This window comes from Rhizobium sp. RAF56, from assembly GCF_052113965.1.
Lineage (GTDB): Bacteria > Pseudomonadota > Alphaproteobacteria > Rhizobiales > Rhizobiaceae > Rhizobium.
Map to the genome: position 1 here is coordinate 1 of NZ_JBFRDU010000019.1, position 16956 is coordinate 16956.

Here is a 16956-nt window from a genome sequence, read left to right on the forward strand (position 1 = left end):
TCGGATACGCAGAGCGACATCGGCGTGCATTGACGCTCTTTATTCCGCCGCCGGCGGCCTCGACAGTGCCTTCTCTCGCCGCGCAATCACCGCAGGATCGTTCATGAAATCCGTCCTTGGCCCAGGCTTGCGACCCCGCTTCTGATAGCCGTTGGCTGTGCTACCGTCTCGAATGCCGAACATATGATCCGTCTGTCCGGTGCGCCGAGGCCCGCTCTTGCTCCGCTGCTGCTCGCGCCCCGACTGCATCTCGGCCACGATCGACAGCATGTCGTCCAGCCGCTTGTTGTCGACGACCTCGGCGCGATGCACCGAGCGCAACGTGTCGAAGGTCCTGTAGGGCAGGGCAAAGCTCTTGTGCATGATCTCGAGCCGACCGTCCGGATAGTCGCAGACGATCACCTTCTGACCGGCCAATGGCCGGGAAATCTCGGTCGGTTCGAGGATGAACAGCACCTTGTCGTAGCGTAGCGTCAGGGATTGCGACAGGGTGCGGACCTCCTTGCGGCACATAGCGCCATCAAGGTTCTCATGCTCGGCCAACGGTCGGTGCATGTCCTTCGGATTGCGCGGCGGCTTGCCGAAGCGCGCGTTGAAATCTGCAATGAACTCCGGCGCATAGACATTAGCAGCCTCGATCGTGTCGATACCGCGAAGCCGCATCTCCTTGACCAGCCGATCCTGCAATGTCTGGTTGGCACGTTCCACCCGACCCTTGGCTTGCGGAGTGTTGGCGCAGATAATGTCGATGTTCAGTTCATAAAGCGCCCGGCCGAACTGCGTCAGGCCACTCGTCCTGTCTTTCTCCGACGCATGGGTCGAACGAAAGATGCCGTGCTTGTCGCTGTAGAAGGCCAGAGGTTTGCCCCATTGCTGCAGATAGGTCTTCGTTGCATGCAGATAGTCGAACGTGTTCTCCGATCCGGCAAAGCGAAGATGTAAGAGCTTGCCGGTGGCATCGTCGATATAGACCAGCAGGGCGCATTTGCGTCCACGGTTCTCGAACCACCAGTGATGCGACCCATCGATCTGTACCAGTTCACCAAAGCAGTCGCGCCGGCCGCGTGGCTGGAAAACCCGTTTCTTGCGTTCCCGACGCGAGATCCAGATACCGGCCTCGGTCATCCATTGCCGCAGCGTCTCCTTGGCAACTGAGATCCGGTGCAGCTCGATCAGCTTCTCGCGCGCCAGCGTCGGACCGAAATCCAGATAGTGCTCGCGGATCAGATCCAGCGCTGCATTGCGAAACTCCTCGCTGTGGCGCCGGTTGCTCGGCTGCAATCGCTTCTTCGAAACGAGGCCAGCTGACCCATCCCGGTCATAGGCCTGTAGCAACCGATGGACCTGACTTCGACTAAGCGCGAGCAGCTCGGCAGCCTGGACGACGCTCAGGCGCTCGTCACGAATCTTCTGGATGACTTCGAGGCGATGCAATTCTTTCTGCGACATGGTGATCAAACAGGACATGACGACTCCGACCGCTCATGGTCTCGACCAGGCTGAAGATCGTCATCCTTGCTCCCAACGTTGGCATTGACCAGAACGTCGAGAGGCGAGACTGTCGCATCTCTAACTGGCCCAACTGTCGCATTACTAAATAGCCGCTACACCATAAGATCAGATAATCTGTCTTATGGAACATGCGGTCGGCCGCATACGCTTCCGTGACGCGACGGTTCTATCTCTAATCGCCAGGCTGACACGTGAGCCCCGCGACGGATAAGCCGCCGAACCTGTCGGCTCAGCGGCTTATCCTTTTCACTCGTGCCTTTTCATTCCGCCGGCAGCGCCGGGGCGAAGAACTCGGGCTCGTTGCCGAGGCTGCCATTCATCGCGGCGGCGAAACGCGCCGTGTCGAGTTCGTTTTCCCAGCGGGCGACGACGACGGTTGCGACCGCGTTGCCGACCAGGTTGGTCAGCGCCCGGCATTCGGACATGAACCGATCGATGCCGAGGATCAGTGCCATCCCGGCGACCGGAACCGAGGGAACGACCGAGAGCGTGGCGGCGAGCGTGATGAAGCCGGCACCGGTGATACCGGCGGCACCCTTCGAGCTCAGCATGGCCACCAGCAACAGCAGGATCTGGTCGGCGAGCGTCAGCGGCGTGTCGGTCGCCTGGGCGATGAAGAGTGCGGCCAGCGTCATGTAGATGTTGGTGCCGTCGAGGTTGAACGAATAGCCGGTCGGAATGACGAGGCCGACGACCGAGCGCTTGCAGCCCGCCCGCTCCATCTTCGCCATCAAGCCCGGGAGCGCTGCTTCCGACGACGAGGTGCCGAGAACCAGGAGCAGTTCTTCCTTGATGTACCTAATCAGCGCCAGGATCGAGAAGCCGTTGTATCGCGCCACGGCGCCCAGAACGACCAGCACGAACAGCACGGCCGTCAGATAGAAGGTGCCGATCAGCATGGCGAGGTTGGCGATCGAGCCGATGCCGTATTTGCCGATGGTAAAGGCCATTGCGCCGAAGGCTCCGATCGGAGCGGCCCTCATCAGGATGGCGACGAGGCGGAAGATCGGGGCCGTCAGCGCCTGCAGGAAATCGATCACCGGACGGCCGCGTTCGCCGACCATGCCGAGGGATATGCCGAACAGCACGGAGAAGAACAGCACCTGCAGGATGTCGCCCTGCGCGAAGGCGCCGACGATTGTGTCCGGGATGATGTTCAAGAGAAAGCCGGTGACGCTGGCATCATGCGCCTTCTCTGCATAGGCGGTGATCGCCTTGGGGTCGAGCGAGGCCGGATTGATGTGCATGCCCGCGCCGGGCTGCACCACATTGGCGACGATGAGGCCGAGGACAAGCGCCAGGGTCGAGAACACAAGGAAATAGAGCATCGCCTTGCCGGCGACGCGGCCGACCTTTTTCAGGTCGGACATGCCGGCGATGCCGGTCGCGACGGTCAGGAAGATGACGGGCGCGATGATCATCTTGACGAGCTTGATGAAGGCATCGCCGAGCGGCTTCAGTGACGCGCCCGTCTCTGGATAGAAATGACCCAGCAGCATACCGGCGGCGATCGCCAACAGCACCTGGAAATAGAGATGTTGATAGAACCGTGCAGGTTTCTGCGGTTCGGCTCCGTGGGGTACGGCGTTCATGTTGCTCCTCCTTCACACCCCGCCTCTTCAGGTCTCCCGAGGTGCTTGCTGTGGTCTCCGCAGCGCAACCTGGCTGCTGTCCTAGGAGTAGCAACGCTCATGCCAGATCGGATCACCTGTCATAAGTAGTTGATATAAAATAGATTTATTTTTGTGATGCTTTCGCACCGCTTCGCTTTGAGCGAGTTTCCGCCAACGCCTCTTTCCCTTTGTGCGGATTCATGCACAGAATGGCCTCCCTCTTTTCCGGCGCGCCATGAAACAGACGAGCTCGATACCTTCCCTTGCCGGGAGCAAGACCTGGTTTGCCTTCGCACTCGTCGCGGCGGCGGTGGTAGCGGTTGGCCTTTATGCGGCGGGTCTCTACGGGCGGGGGACAGCGATCGATGGCCTTCTCGCCCAGGGCCGGACCGACGCCAATCTCAAGGTGGCGCTACTACGCGCCGTCATGGAGCGGCCACGCGCCCTGCCCGTATTGCTGGCCGAGGACCAGCAGGTCCTGGCCGCTCTTGAGAACGATGACCACAGCCTCGTCGATGCCCTGGACGGCAAGCTCGAGGGCCTGGTCGGCGACACGAGCGCCTCTGTGCTCTACGTTACCCGCAAGGACGGCGTTGCCATTGCCTCAAGCAATTGGCGCGGCCCGTTGAGCTTCGTCGGCATCAACTATTCTTTCCGCGAGTATTTCCGCCGCGCCATGGAGGCGGGCGCGGCCGAGCACTTCGCGCTTGGCACGGTCAGCAAGCGGCCGGGGCTCTACATTTCACGGCGCGCCGAAACGGCGGGCGGCAAACTCGGCGTCGTCGTCGTCAAGATGGAGTTCGACCAGCTCGAAAGCGATTGGCGCGAGACCGGGCGCCCGGCCTATGTCACGGATATCAGCGGCGTGGTGTTGATCACCAGCGTCCCCTCCTGGCGTTTCATGGCGGCAGCCCCCATTCCCCCGGACCGGCTGGCGGCCATCCGTGACAGCCTGCAATTCGGCAACGCGCCGCTGGTGCCGCTGCCGATCACGCAGATCGAGACCCTGTCGGATGACGCCGCGATCGTTTCGGCCATCCTGCCGGGCACGAGTGCAGCAGAATATCTGCGCCTGCGCACGCCGGTGCCCACCACCTCCTGGCAGCTTGGATATCTCCTGCCAATTGAAGCCCCGGTTGCCGCGGCGATGCGAGAGGCGCGGTTGCTGGCGCTCTCCCTGCTCGTACCGGTGCTGGCGCTGATCGCCTTCCTGATGTTGCGGCGGCGGGCGATCGCCACGCGGATCGCCCGCGCGCAGGCTGCCCGCGAGGAGCTCGAGCGCCGCGTCGTCGAGCGTACCGCCGACCTCAGTCTTGCCCGCGACCGCCTGCAAGCGGAAATTGCCGACCATCGCAGCACGGACGCCAAGCTGCAGGTGGTGCAGCAGGATCTTGTCCACGCAAACCGGCTCGCCATTCTGGGCCAGGTCGCGGCCGGCGTCGCCCACGAAATCAACCAGCCGGTGGCCACTATCCGCGCCTATGCCGAGAATGCCCGCGTTTTCTTGAGCCGCGGTCAGCAGACACCGGCAGACGAGAACCTCACGGAAATTGCCGCCCTCACGGAGCGGATCGGGACGATTACCGAGGATCTGAAGGCGCTCGGGCGCAAGGGCCGCACGCCGCCGGAAGCCGTCGACTTGCACGGCGCGATCGACGGCGCGATCGTGCTCTTGAAGAGCCGTTTCGCCGGAAGGCTGGAGGCGCTGACCGTCAAGGCGCCGCGTCCGGGACTTGCCGTCACCGCCAATCGCGTCCGCCTCGAACAGGTGCTGATCAACCTTTTCCAGAATGCGCTGGAGGCGCTGGAAGGGCGCAGCGACGCCCGCGTCGACGTCTCGGCGGAGGAATGCGGTGACGAAGTGGTCATTCGCGTCGCCGACAACGGGCCAGGCATCCCGGCCTCCATTCGCGGCTCGCTGTTCACGCCCTTCAACACCTCCAAGGAGAAGGGTCTCGGACTGGGGCTCGCTATCGTCAAGGATATCGTCGCCGACTATGGCGGCCACATCGAGGTCGACAGCAGCGATGGCGGCACCTCCTTCCTCATCCATCTGCGCAAGGTGACGCCATGAGCGAACCAACCCCCGTCATCCTCATCGACGACGACGTTCAGCTTCTGAAGGCAACCGCCCAGACGATCGAACTAGCCGGCTTCGGCGTCTCGCGCTTCTCCAAGGCTTCGCAGGCGCTTGCCGTGCTCGACGCCGGCTTCGGAGGGGTCGTCGTCTCCGACATCCGTATGCCAGACATCGACGGGCTTGAGCTCTTCGAGCGCATCCGCCGGTTGGATCCCGATCTGCCCGTCATCCTGATGACCGGCCACGGTGATATCCCCATGGCCGTCGCCGCCATCCGCAACGGCGTCTACGACTTCATCGCCAAACCCTTTGCCACCGACCAACTGGTGCAGAGCCTGCGGCGTGCGGCCGAGAAGCGGCGCCTCGTTCTCGAAAACCGGGCGCTGCGCGTCGCCGCCGAAACCGCACATGACGACCTGCCGCTGATCGGCCAGACGCCGGCGATGGAGCGGCTGAGGCGGACCCTGAGGCAGATCGCCGATACCGATATCGATGTGCTCGTCACCGGCGAGACGGGCAGCGGCAAGGAGGTGGTCGCCACGCTCCTGCATCGCTGGAGCCGGCGCGCCAAATGCAATTTCGTCGCGCTGAATTGCGGCTCGCTGCCAGAAACCCTGATAGAGAGCGAGCTATTCGGCCACGAAGCAGGCGCCTTCACCGGCGCGCAGAAGAAGCGCATCGGCCGCATCGAGCATTCGAGCGGCGGCACGCTCTTTCTGGATGAGATCGAGAGCATGCCGCCCTCGGTTCAGGTGCGCATGCTGCGTGTGCTGGAGGCCCGCGAGGTGACGCCGCTCGGCATCAATGCGCCGAGGCCTGTGGATCTCAGGGTGATTGCCGCCGCCAAAGTCGATCTCGGCGATCCCGCCGAGCGTGGGTCGTTCCGCGAGGACCTCTACTACCGCCTCAACGTCGTGACCGTCTCGATCCCGCCACTGCGCGAGCGCAGCGACGACGTGCCGCTGCTTTTCGGCTACTTCGCGAGCCGCGCGGGCCGGCGCTTCAACCGCGAGCCTCCGGCACTTTCGGCCGCAGTCAGCCGACATCTCGCCACCCATTCCTGGCCGGGCAACGTCCGCGAGCTTTCGCATTTTGCCGAGCGTTTCGTGCTCGGGCTTGAGGGCGACGCGAAAGCCGTGACCGCTGACGACAATGCGGGTGGCCTGTCGCTTCCCGAGCGTGTCGAGCGCTATGAGGCCGAGATCATTCGCGAGGCACTGTCGGCCAACGACGGCGACGCGCGCCGCACGATCGAGATGCTGGGTATTCCACGCAAGACATTCTACGACAAGCTGCAGCGCCACGGCATCGAACGCGTCGCCTTCGAGCCGGCGAAAGGGAGCTAGAGACCCTCGAGCGCGCAGGTCCTCTGACCACATGACAGGATCCGCGTCGCTCACACTCCGGGATTATGTTCTTCCTTGCTCGCAAGGCGTATCCTTGCGTCCTGACGCGTTGCGCCCGGCCCCGTAGGCCTCGCGCAGCGGCGGAGCACTGCCGATTGGACGAGGAGGACGCCATGTTTGCCGCATCCATGAACGCTTACGAGACCTGGCTCAGGAAGCAGCTTGGCGACGACTTCGTCGAGGACGATCTCAAGACGAAGCATTTGAAGATGCGCAAGGATGCGTTTTCGTTCCTGCGGGCAACCTATTGGCGCTGGGCCGAGACGATCCTCGATGTCGTCCCGGAACTGGCTGGCGCGCCTTCCGTGCTATCCATCGGCGATACGCATCTCGAAAATTTCGGGACCTGGCGTGATGTCGAGGGTCGATTGGTGTGGGGTGCCAACGACTTCGACGAGGCCGCTCCCATGCCATTTCCGCTCGATGTCGTCCGGCTGGCGGCAAGTGCGCTGCTTGCCCGCAACGACGGCGGACCGTCGGCTGAAGACATCTGCAATCCGATCGCCGAAGGCTATCACAAAGGCCTTGAAGCGCCCCGGCCCTACATCCTCGAAGCGCGCCATCGCTGGCTGAGAGAGGCCGTTGTCCTGTCGGAAAAGGAGCGGGAGAAATTCTGGGAGAAGTTCATGGCTCCCGAGGGCGCCGAAGCCGAGCCATCTCCGGTGCCGGCCAGCTCCAAATATGTGGCAGCCCTTGCTTCCGCGTTGCCGCCGTCGGAAAAGGAACCGACCGTCATGCGCCGCACCGCCGGCACAGGCAGTCTCGGGCGTCCCCGGTTTGTGGCTTTGATCGACTGGAACGGCGGTCCGGTCATCCGCGAGGCCAAGGCGCTGGTCACCTCGGCCTGGTCGCTGCATCACGACAATGCCGCAAGCCCGATCCTCGCGGGCACGGTGGCCGGCGGACGCTTTCGCGCCCCGGACCCGCACTACCGCGTTTTCGACGGCATTGTCGTTCGCCGCCTCTCGCCGAACAGCCGCAAGATCGAGGTAAAGGATTCCGTCGGCGAGTTGCTGATGCCCGAGATGCTGGAAGCGATGGGAAAGGAGATCGCCAACTGCCATGGCGGCGATGCCGAGCGGATCATGGCGGTCGCCGGCGATATCGCCAGGCGGAGATCCGACTGGCTGGTGGATGCCGCTCGTGCTGCGGCACGGGCCACCGAAGCGGAATACCGGGAATTTGCCAAGTAGCCCCTTCACATGCCGATCTTCTTGCGCTCGCTTATGCGCCACGCACGCGGCGTCTGCCCTGTCTGCTTCAGGATGAAGCGGGAGAAATAGGCTGGATCCGTAAATCCCAGCCGAAAGGCTACCGTTTGCACGCTGGAAAACGTGAACACCAATTCGCGTTTGGCCTCGTCCATCACCTTGCGGATGATCAGATCGTGGGCGCTGTGCCCGGTCGAGCCCCGCACCACGCGATTGAGGTGTGTGGGAGAGATACCGAGCTGCCTGGCGTAGAAGGAAACAGATTGATGCGAGCGGAAATGCTGCTGGATCAGGCCATGCAGAACCTCCATCCGCCGCTCGTTCTCATCTGCGGAAGGCGCGTCCTGCTGCACGGCCGAAAGCCGTGCCGCCAGCGTCAAAGCCGTGGTGAGATAGGCCTGGAGCAGATCGTTTCGGCCGGTGGCGCGCCGCTGAAACTCCTCCGCCAGCCGGCGAAGCGTATCCGCGACATAGGACGCGTCCGCGTCCTCGATCGAAAGCGGCGTCAGGCGCGGTTCGGCGAGCCATGCGCCGAAAGGGCTGCGTTCGCCGGGTGAGCTCTTCAAATGGGTGACGAGGGTGGTGAAGACAAAACCGTCGATATCCTTGGAGAAGCGGAAGCCGTGGCCAATGCGGGGCGGCACGGTGACGACGGCAGGTGGGCGGATCGGGTGAACGACGCGCTCAAAGACTGCGTCTCCGGACCCGCTTTCAATGTACAATATCTGAAAGAAACGCTCGTGCCGGTGGGGCTGGATTTCCCAGTGATGCAGGCTGCTTCGCGACGGAATCGTTTCGCAATGCAGCCAAAACTCTGGTGGATCGCCTTCGTTTTCACCGTATAGCTCATAGGTCGGAACGGGCTGCTTCATCGGGACCCTTGCCGCGTTGATGTTCGATTTGTGCAATTTCTTGGCGGATAAGTCCATTGTTGCGTCGGGTCGCCTGCGCCAAAATCAATGAACGCAAGCGCGGGAGGCATTATGCGTACTCAAGTTGTTATCATCGGCTCCGGCCCGTCCGGACTGCTGCTTGGGCAGCTTCTGACAGGCGCCGGCATCGACAACGTCATTCTCGACCGCGTCGGCAAGGATTACATTCTCGGCCGCGTTCGCGCCGGAGTGCTTGAGGAAGGCACTGTCGGACTGCTCGACAAGGCGGGTTCCGGCGAACGCATGCACGCCGAGGGCCTGCCGCATGACGGCTTCTCGCTCACTTTCGACGGCCGCGATCATCGCATCGACCTTTTCGGCCTGAGCGGCGGCAAGCGGGTCATGGTCTACGGCCAGACGGAGGTCACCCGCGACCTGATGGAACAGAGGGGAAAAGCGGGCGCCCCCACCATCTACGACGCCACCGATGTCGAGCCCCGCAATTTCGACGGCGAAGCGCCCTTCGTCACCTATGTGAAGGACGGCGTCTCCCACCGTATCGATTGCGATTTCATCGCCGGCTGCGACGGCTATCATGGCGTCAGCCGCAGGTCAGTGCCGGAAGGAGCGATCAGGACATTCGAGAAGGTCTATCCCTTCGGCTGGCTCGGCGTGCTTGCCGACGTGCCGCCCGTCGATCACGAACTGATCTACGCGAACCACCCGCGCGGCTTCGCCCTCTGTTCGATGCGCTCGCTCACCCGCAGCCGCTATTACATCCAGTGTTCGCTGGACGAGAAGACAGAGGACTGGAGCGACGACCGCTTCTGGGACGAACTGCGTTGCCGTTTGCCTGCCCACCATGCCGAAGCACTGGTGACCGGCGCCTCGTTCGAAAAGTCGATCGCGCCGCTGCGCTCTTTCGTGGCCGAACCGATGCGTTTCGGCCGGTTGTTCCTCGTTGGCGATGCCGCCCATATCGTGCCGCCGACGGGAGCCAAGGGTCTCAACCTTGCGGCCAGCGACGTCCACTATCTCTTCTCGGGCTTGGCCGAGCACTATCGCGACCGCTCGGACGCCGGCATCGAGGCTTATTCCGCAAGGGCGCTGGCGCGGGTCTGGAAGGCGGTCCGCTTCTCTTGGTGGATGACGACGATGTTGCACCGTTTCCCCGACACTGGCGATTTCGGCCAGAAAATCCAGGAAGCGGAGCTCGACTATCTGACCCATTCCCGCGCCGCCTCGACGGCGCTTGCGGAAAACTATGTCGGCCTGCCATTCTGAAGGCTTGCTCGCTCCGCCGAGGCGATGGGCTAAGGCGAGGATTCGTCAACCCGTCGCTCGTCCCTTCTCCCGGTCTGAGACCTCGCGCGCGGCTTCCCGAATCGTCTGCATCAGGATCGCCTGCGGCATCGAAGGTACGCCGTCGGTGCGCATCGTGAGGCCGACCGGTCCGCGGGTCTCGGCCGTGTCGATGGGCAGCGCGACAAGGACACCGTCCTCGATATCGGCGGCAACGACGCCCGCCGAGATGATCCAGACCGCATCGCTGGCGCGCACGAAGGCACGGCCGAAGGCGTCGGAGACCGTTTCGATCTGATTGGGAATGCTCGCAACGCCGTTGGTGATCAGAAATTGCTCCACGAAGGGCCGGATGATCGAAGCGCGCGTCGGCATCAACACCGGATAATCGCCGATCGTGTGGAAAACCGCGCCGGCTGACGAAAGCAGCGGATGGCCGGAGCGCACCACGAACAGGACCTGTTCGGAATAGAGATGTTCGAAGGAAAAGCCGGTCATCTTGTCCGGTGCCGCCAGCCGGCCGACGACGATGTCGAGATCGCCGACGCGCAACTGCTCGAGCAGCACGGAATTCTCGCCCGTCACGATCTTGATGCGGCTTCCGGTCTCTTCCTTGAGGAACAGCGTCATCGCCCGGGGCATGATCCGCGTCGATACCGTCGGCAGTGCGCCGACGCGGATCGGCGGGGCGTTGCCGGAGCGCTCCTGCGTGACGGAATCGAGCCCCTGGCGCAGCGCCGTCAGCGCCGCCCCCGCATGACGCAGAAACACCTCGCCGTAACGCGTGATCTTGATGCCGCGACCGTCGCGCTCGAAAACGTCGACGCCCAGGACCTCTTCCAGTTCCCGGATGGTCTTGGTCACCGCCGGCTGGCTGACGCTCAGCAGTTCAGCCGCCTTCATGACGCTTTTCTGCCGCGCCACCTCGACAAACGTCTGGAGATGGCGAAACTTCACGCGGCTATCTATCATGGGTATCATAACCTGGGAGTTAACTAAACGCCAAAAAATATCATTTTACCTAACCAGATTAAAGCATCAAATTCCTGGGTGAGGAGAAAACAATGCAGTTCGCGCGCATCAACGACACCACCATTCACTACCAGATCATCGGTGCGCTCGCCGACAAGCCTGTCATCGTGTTTTCGAACTCGCTCGGCACCGATTTCCGCATATGGCGCGACGTCGTCGTCCGGTTGGCGGGCGATTTTGCAATCGTTCTCTACGATAAGCGTGGCCACGGCCTCTCCGACATCGGCCAGACCCCCTACACCATCGAGGACCATGCCTCCGATCTCGCCGCCCTGCTCGACCTGCTATCGGTCAGACAGGCCTTTATTTGCGGGCTTTCGGTCGGCGGGCTGATCGCGCAGTCGCTCTATAAGAACCGCCCCGACCTCGTGCGCGCGCTCATTCTCAGCGACACCGCACACAAGATCGGCACCGCCGACAGCTGGAACGCCCGCATCGACAAGGTCAAGCAGGATGGGATCGAACCGATCGCCGACGCCATCCTGGAGCGCTGGTTCACGCCCGCCTTCCGGCGACCTGAGAACATCGCCTTCGTTGGCTATCGCAACATGCTGATCCGTCAGCCCGCCGCCGGCTATGCGGCGACCTGCGAGGCAGTGCGCGATGCCGACTATACGGAGGCTGCCAAGCACATCGCCGTGCCGACGTTGTGCGTTGTCGGAGACCAGGACGGCTCGACGCCGCCGGATCTGGTCCTGTCGACCGCGAAGCTCATCGCGAATGCCAGCTACGAGGTGATCCGCGACTGCGGCCATATCCCCTGCGTCGAACAACCGGCGATGCTGACTGAAATCATCCGCGCCTTCGCCGCATCCGTGACTGAGGGAGAAAGAAGCCCATGACCGAAACCCCGCTGTCTTCCGACCGCTATCGAGAGGGTATGGCCACGCGCCGCGCCGTGCTCGGCGACGTCCATGTCGATCGTGCTCAAGTGGCGACCACCCCCTTCGACCAGCCCTTCCAGGAATTGATTACCGAGGGCGCATGGGGCACGGTCTGGTCGCGCCCGCAGCTAACCAAGCGCGAGCGCTCGATCGTTACGATCGCCCTTCTCGCAGCCCTCGGCCAGGACGACGAGGTTGCCATGCATGTGCGTGCCACGATCAATACCGGCGCCACGCGCGACGATGTTCGTGAAGCACTGCTGCATGTGGCCATCTATGCCGGCGTGCCGGCTGCCAACCACGCCATCAAGATCGCAAAGCAGGTTTTCGAGCAGATGGACGCGGAGCGCGCCCTTTAATCGAGGTGATCATGTCTGATATTGCCAACAAGCGGCCCGAAACGGGCGCCTTTTTCCCCCGCGACAGAGAGTGGCACGCGCCGGCGTTCACACCCGGCTACAAGACGTCCGTTCTGCGCTCGCCGCAAAAGGCGCTTCTGTCGCTCGACAGCACGATTTCGGAGATCACGGGTCCGGTATTCGGCCACTCGATCCTCGGCGAACTCGATAACGACCTGATCCACAACTTCGCCAAATCCGGCGAAAGCGCGATTGGCGAGCGCATCATCGTCCATGGCCGCGTGCTCGACGAGCGCGGCCGCCCGGTTCCCGGCGCGTTGCTCGAGTTCTGGCAGGCCAATGCCGGCGGGCGCTACCGCCACAAGAAGGAAAGCTATCTCGCGCCGCTCGATCCCAATTTCGGCGGCTGCGGCCGCGCCATCACCGACGAGCAAGGCTACTACTGTTTCCGCACCATCAAGCCCGGCCCCTACCCCTGGCCGAACGGCGTCAACGACTGGCGCCCGGCGCATATCCATTTCTCGGTCTTCGGTCACGGGTTTGCCCAGCGTCTGATCACGCAGATGTACTTCGAGGGCGACCCGATGATCTGGAAATGTCCGATCGTAAACACCATCCCCGATCGCCGCGCCATCGAGCTGTTGATCGCGCCGCTCGACTGGGGCAATACGATCCCCATGGATGCGCGGGCCTACAAGTTCGACATCGTACTCAGGGGGCGGCGCTCGACCCTGTTCGAAAACCGGTTGGAGGGGAACTGATGGTTCAGGAGCTCGGCTACCTCAAGGAAACCGCGTCGCAAACCGCGGGTCCCTACGTCCATATCGGCCTGACGCCGAATTTCTGCGGTATCGGCGGGGTCTATGACGCCGACCTCGGCGCGACCATGGTCAACGACAAGACACTCGGCGCGCGCATCACCGTGACCGGCCGCATCATCGACGGCGCCGGCGCGCCGCTGAGGGATGCGCTGGTGGAGATCTGGCAGGCCGACGGCGCCGGCCTCTACAACAGCCCATCCGAACTGCGCGGTGCGGCCGACCCGAATTTTTCCGGCTGGGGCCGTTGCGCGACGGGTGCCGAGGACGGCGTCTTTGCGTTTCACACCATCAAGCCCGGTCCCCTCCCCTTCAAGGACGGCCGCAGGATGGCGCCGCATATCAGCTTCTGGATCGTCGCGCGCGGCATCAATATCGGCCTCAGCACGCGCATGTACTTCCCCGACGAAGGTGCGGCGAACGACGCGGACCCGCTGCTCAACCGCATCGAGCATCGCCACCGGGTCGCCACCCTGATCGCCGGCGGTGCCGCGCCCAACTATACGTTCGACATACACCTGCAGGGCGAGCAGGAAACTGTGTTCCTCGATATCTGAGCCGATGATGAGCTTTTCCGCTTTCGAGCATCCCTACCTCTCAGGCCTCCTCGGCGATGAGGAGATGGCCGCGCTGTTCTCCGCTGCCACCGAAATCGAGGGCATGCTTGCCTTCGAAGCGGCAGTGGCGCGGGCCGAAGCCAGATATGGCGTGATTTCGGAAGCGGCGGCGGAGCGGATCGTTGAGGTTTGCCGCACGTTCCAGCCGGATATCGCCGCGCTCAAGACGGCGACCGCCACCGACGGCGTGGTCGTGCCGGAACTCGTCAAGCAGCTGCGCGCGGCGGTCGGGACGGAATTCGACTCGAAGGTACATTACGGCGCCACAAGCCAGGATGTCATCGACACAAGCCTGATGCTGCGCCTTAAACGGGCAACCGCGTTGATTGCGGCAAGGCTCGCCGAGATCATTGCGCAGTTCGAGCGTCTGGAGCGGGCTTTCGGCGCGCGGCCCCTGATGGGGCATACGCGGATGCAGGCGGCGATCCCGATCACCGTCTCGGCGCGGCTTACCGCCTGGAGCGCGCCGCTCGAGGCCTTGCACCAGCGCTTGCGCTCATCCGAACCGACCCTCTACGCCGTGCAATTCGGCGGCGCGGCGGGGACCCTTGAAAAGCTTGGCGATCAGGCGGCGGCAGTGCGCGCGGCCCTTGCCGGCGAGCTTGGCCTTGCCGACCATCGGCAGTGGCAGAGCCAGCGCGGCCGCATTGCCGAAGTCGCGGGTATGGTCTCGGAGATATCAGGCAGCCTTGGCAAGTTCGGCCAGGATGTCGCGCTGCTGGCAAAGGCAGGCGACGAGCTGTCACTTGCCGGCGGCGGCGGCTCTTCGGCCATGCCGCACAAGCAGAACCCGGTCGCCGCCGAAGTGCTGGTGTCGCTTGCGCGTTTCAATGCGGTGCAGCTTTCCGGCATTCACCAGTCGCTGGTCCACGAGCAGGAACGCTCGGGCGCGGCCTGGACCTTGGAATGGCTGATCCTGCCGCAGATGTTTGCCGCCTGCGGTACCGCCTTGCGGCTCGCGCTTCAGCTGGCGGGCCAGGTCCGCGGGATCGGATCCGAGGAACCTTGAATGCCGAATTCATAACCAATAGCTTATGTTTTTTGGCGCTATTTTCATTTTACATTACTATTTGGCATGTCAAACTGAAACTGCTTTGTAAGCCAGGAAATGTCGGTCCAGGAGAGGACTGGCCCTGCGGAGGAGGAAGCATGAAACGGATTATCGCTGCCGCGCTTGCGGCTATGGTGATGGGTGGCGCCGCCTACGCCGACACGGTCAAGGTCGGCGTGATCGGACCGTTCTCGGGGCCGTTTGCCCTGCAAGGCAAGAATTTCAAGGCTGGCATCGACGCCTATATGGCGCTCAACGGCAACAAGGTCGGCGATCATACGGTCGAAGTAATCTACCGTGACGTGCCGCAGGCGGATCCGGCGCAATCGAAGTCGCTGGCGCAGGAACTCGTCGTCAAGGAAGGCGTACAGTATCTTGCCGGCTTCTATTTCACGCCGGACGCCATGGCGGTCACGCCTATCCTGAAGCAGGCCAACGTGCCGATGGTGGTTATGAATGCCGCTACCTCGGCGATCGTCACCAAGAGCCCGCTCGTCGTTCGCACGTCCTTCACGACGGCGCAGAACTCGGCACCGATCGCGAAGGTCGCGGTTGATCGCGGGGTAAAGAAAGTCATCACTATCGTCAGTGACTACGGTCCCGGTGTCGACGCTGAAACCGCCTTCAAGACCGCCATGCAGGCTGCCGGCGGCGAGGTCGTGGAGTCGATCCGCTTGCCGCTCTCCACCAACGACTTCAACCCGATCATGCAGCGCATCAAGGATTCGGGCGCGCAGGGCCTCTTCGCCTTCCTGCCGTCAGGGCCGCCGACGCTTGCTTTCGTGAAAGCGTATAACGAGACCGGCCTCAAAGCTGCCGGCATCCAGTTCTTTGGCACGGGTGACCTGACGCAGGAGTCCGACCTTCCGGCGCTCGGTGACGCCGCACTCGGCATCCTCACCACCTTCCACTACGCGGTCTCGCACGACTCGCCGGAGAACAAGGCCTTCGTCGCCGCTGCCCAGAAGGCGCTCGGTGATGCCAAGGAGCTGACCTTCCCCTCCGTCAGCGCCTTCGATGGCATGCACGTCATTTACAAGATGATCGAAGCGACCGGCGGCAAACAGGACGCCCAGAAGGCGGTCGACGCGGTCAAGGGCCTTGCCTGGGTCAGCCCGCGCGGTCCTGTCATGATCGATCCGGATACCCGTCACATCACCGAGAACATCTATCTGCGCGAAGTGTCGAAGGCCGCCGACGGCACCTACTACAACAAGGAAATCCAGACCTTCGAGAAACAGGGCGATCCGGGCCTGAAGAAATAACCTCCTTCGACCAATGAAGTACACGCACCGCGTCTCAGCACGGTGCGGTAAAGGGGATCGGAACAGCCGATGCAGACAGTCTTGAGCATAGCGGTGGATGCGCTCGCCTATGGCATGGTGCTTTTCGTCATCTCCATCGGGCTTTCGGTCACGATGGGGCTGATGCGGGTGACCAACCTCGCCCACGGCGCATTTGCGATGATCGGCGGCTATATTGCCTCCTACGCCGCCCGCGATCTGGGCCTCGGTTACGCCGCAGCCGTGCTGCTTGCAGTCGTCGGCACGGTGATCATCGCGATACCGCTGGAGCGCCTGCTATACCGCCGCATCTATGGCGCGCCTGAACTGACCCAGGTTCTGATGACCATCGGCATCACATTCTGCATCATCGGTATTGCCAACTACGTCTTCGGCCCGACGCTTAAAACCATCCCGCTGCCGCCCGCCCTGCAAGGGTCGATAGATCTGGGCTTCCGCACGATCGGCACGCAGCGCGCCTTTGCGATCCTGTGCGGTCTCATCGTCGCGCTCGGCCTCTGGTTTGTCATCGAGCGCACCTCTTTCGGCGTCAAGCTGCGCGCCTCCGTCGACAATTCCGCGATGGCTGCAGCGCTCGGCGTGCGGACGGAGATTGTCTATGCCGTCTCGTTCGCGGTCGCGGTCGGCCTTGCGGCCTTCGGGGGCGTGGTCGGGGCCGAGTTGCTGCCGGTCGAACCCTACTACGCGCTGCGCTACATGGTCACCTTTCTCGTCGTTGTCTCCGTTGGCGGCACAGGTTCCATCCCCGGCGCGCTCATCGCCTGCCTGCTGCTCGGCGGCATAGATACGGCCGGCCGATATCTCATGCCGGAATATGGCGAATTCTTCTTCTATCTCGCCGTCATCGCAATCATCTGCGTGTTTCCGCGCGGGCTCGCCGCAAGGGCAAAGTGAT

Annotated in this window: 15 protein-coding genes; 11 read left to right on the forward strand and 4 right to left on the reverse strand. The window is 63.0% G+C overall.

Features of this window, described 5'->3' with window-relative positions; genetic code table 11:
• Positions 1-39: 39 nt before the first annotated feature.
• Positions 40-1467, reverse strand: coding sequence for an ISNCY family transposase (locus AB4048_RS16960; protein WP_442203154.1), 1428 nt, complete (start codon positions 1465-1467; stop codon positions 40-42).
• Positions 1468-1772: 305 nt separating this feature from the next.
• Positions 1773-3104: a dicarboxylate/amino acid:cation symporter gene (locus AB4048_RS16965; protein WP_442203155.1), complete on the reverse strand. Its 1332-nt coding sequence runs from the start codon at positions 3102-3104 to the stop codon at positions 1773-1775.
• Between the two features lie 256 nt (positions 3105-3360).
• On the opposite strand from AB4048_RS16965, the gene AB4048_RS16970 reads away from it, so the two are divergent.
• From AB4048_RS16970 to AB4048_RS16980, 3 genes are all read left to right on the forward strand, one after another.
• Positions 3361-5199 carry an ATP-binding protein gene (locus tag AB4048_RS16970; RefSeq protein WP_442203156.1) on the forward strand — a complete coding sequence of 613 codons (1839 nt, stop codon included), beginning with the start codon at positions 3361-3363 and terminating at the stop codon, positions 5197-5199.
• On the forward strand, positions 5196-6551 hold the full coding sequence (locus AB4048_RS16975; protein ID WP_442203157.1) for a sigma-54-dependent transcriptional regulator: 1356 nt from the start codon (positions 5196-5198) through the stop codon (positions 6549-6551). Before AB4048_RS16970 ends, AB4048_RS16975 begins: the two co-directional genes overlap by 4 nt.
• Before the next feature lie 173 nt (positions 6552-6724).
• Positions 6725-7804, forward strand: coding sequence for a DUF2252 family protein (locus AB4048_RS16980; RefSeq protein ID WP_442203158.1), 1080 nt, complete (start codon positions 6725-6727; stop codon positions 7802-7804).
• 5 nt (positions 7805-7809) lie between these two features.
• On the opposite strand, the gene AB4048_RS16985 is transcribed toward AB4048_RS16980, so the two are convergent.
• Positions 7810-8694 (reverse strand): helix-turn-helix domain-containing protein, encoded by an 885-nt coding sequence (locus AB4048_RS16985; RefSeq protein ID WP_442203159.1) that lies wholly within the window; start codon positions 8692-8694, stop codon positions 7810-7812.
• Between the two features lie 111 nt (positions 8695-8805).
• Between AB4048_RS16985 and pobA the strand changes: the two genes are divergently transcribed.
• Positions 8806-9978, forward strand: a complete 1173-nt coding sequence (pobA, locus tag AB4048_RS16990) for a 4-hydroxybenzoate 3-monooxygenase (protein ID WP_442203160.1) — start codon at positions 8806-8808, stop codon at positions 9976-9978.
• Positions 9979-10023: 45 nt separating this feature from the next.
• Here pobA and pcaQ read toward each other — a convergent pair whose 3' ends face one another.
• Positions 10024-10968: a pca operon transcription factor PcaQ gene (pcaQ, locus tag AB4048_RS16995; protein ID WP_442203161.1), complete on the reverse strand. Its 945-nt coding sequence runs from the start codon at positions 10966-10968 to the stop codon at positions 10024-10026.
• 92 nt (positions 10969-11060) lie between these two features.
• Here pcaQ and pcaD point away from each other — a divergent pair, with 92 nt between their 5' ends.
• The 7 genes from pcaD (at position 11061) to AB4048_RS17030 (ending at position 16955) form a co-directional block, all read left to right on the forward strand.
• Positions 11061-11870 (forward strand): 3-oxoadipate enol-lactonase, encoded by an 810-nt coding sequence (pcaD, locus tag AB4048_RS17000; RefSeq protein WP_442203162.1) that lies wholly within the window; start codon positions 11061-11063, stop codon positions 11868-11870.
• Positions 11867-12271, forward strand: coding sequence for a 4-carboxymuconolactone decarboxylase (pcaC, locus tag AB4048_RS17005; protein ID WP_442203163.1), 405 nt, complete (start codon positions 11867-11869; stop codon positions 12269-12271). The genes pcaD and pcaC overlap by 4 nt, the downstream gene beginning before the upstream one ends.
• Before the next feature lie 11 nt (positions 12272-12282).
• Entirely contained in the window at positions 12283-13032 is a 750-nt protein-coding gene (gene pcaH / locus AB4048_RS17010) for a protocatechuate 3,4-dioxygenase subunit beta (protein WP_442203164.1), read from the forward strand.
• Positions 13032-13646: a protocatechuate 3,4-dioxygenase subunit alpha gene (gene pcaG, locus AB4048_RS17015; protein ID WP_442203165.1), complete on the forward strand. Its 615-nt coding sequence runs from the start codon at positions 13032-13034 to the stop codon at positions 13644-13646. The genes pcaH and pcaG overlap by 1 nt, the downstream gene beginning before the upstream one ends.
• 7 nt (positions 13647-13653) lie before the next feature.
• Positions 13654-14715: a 3-carboxy-cis,cis-muconate cycloisomerase gene (locus AB4048_RS17020; protein WP_442203166.1), complete on the forward strand. Its 1062-nt coding sequence runs from the start codon at positions 13654-13656 to the stop codon at positions 14713-14715.
• Positions 14716-14855: 140 nt separating this feature from the next.
• Positions 14856-16022, forward strand: coding sequence for an ABC transporter substrate-binding protein (locus tag AB4048_RS17025; RefSeq protein ID WP_442203167.1), 1167 nt, complete (start codon positions 14856-14858; stop codon positions 16020-16022).
• A gap of 69 nt (positions 16023-16091) precedes the next feature.
• Complete coding sequence (locus AB4048_RS17030) at positions 16092-16955, forward strand: branched-chain amino acid ABC transporter permease (protein ID WP_442203168.1); 864 nt, start codon at positions 16092-16094, stop codon at positions 16953-16955.
• Position 16956: the final 1 nt, after the last annotated feature.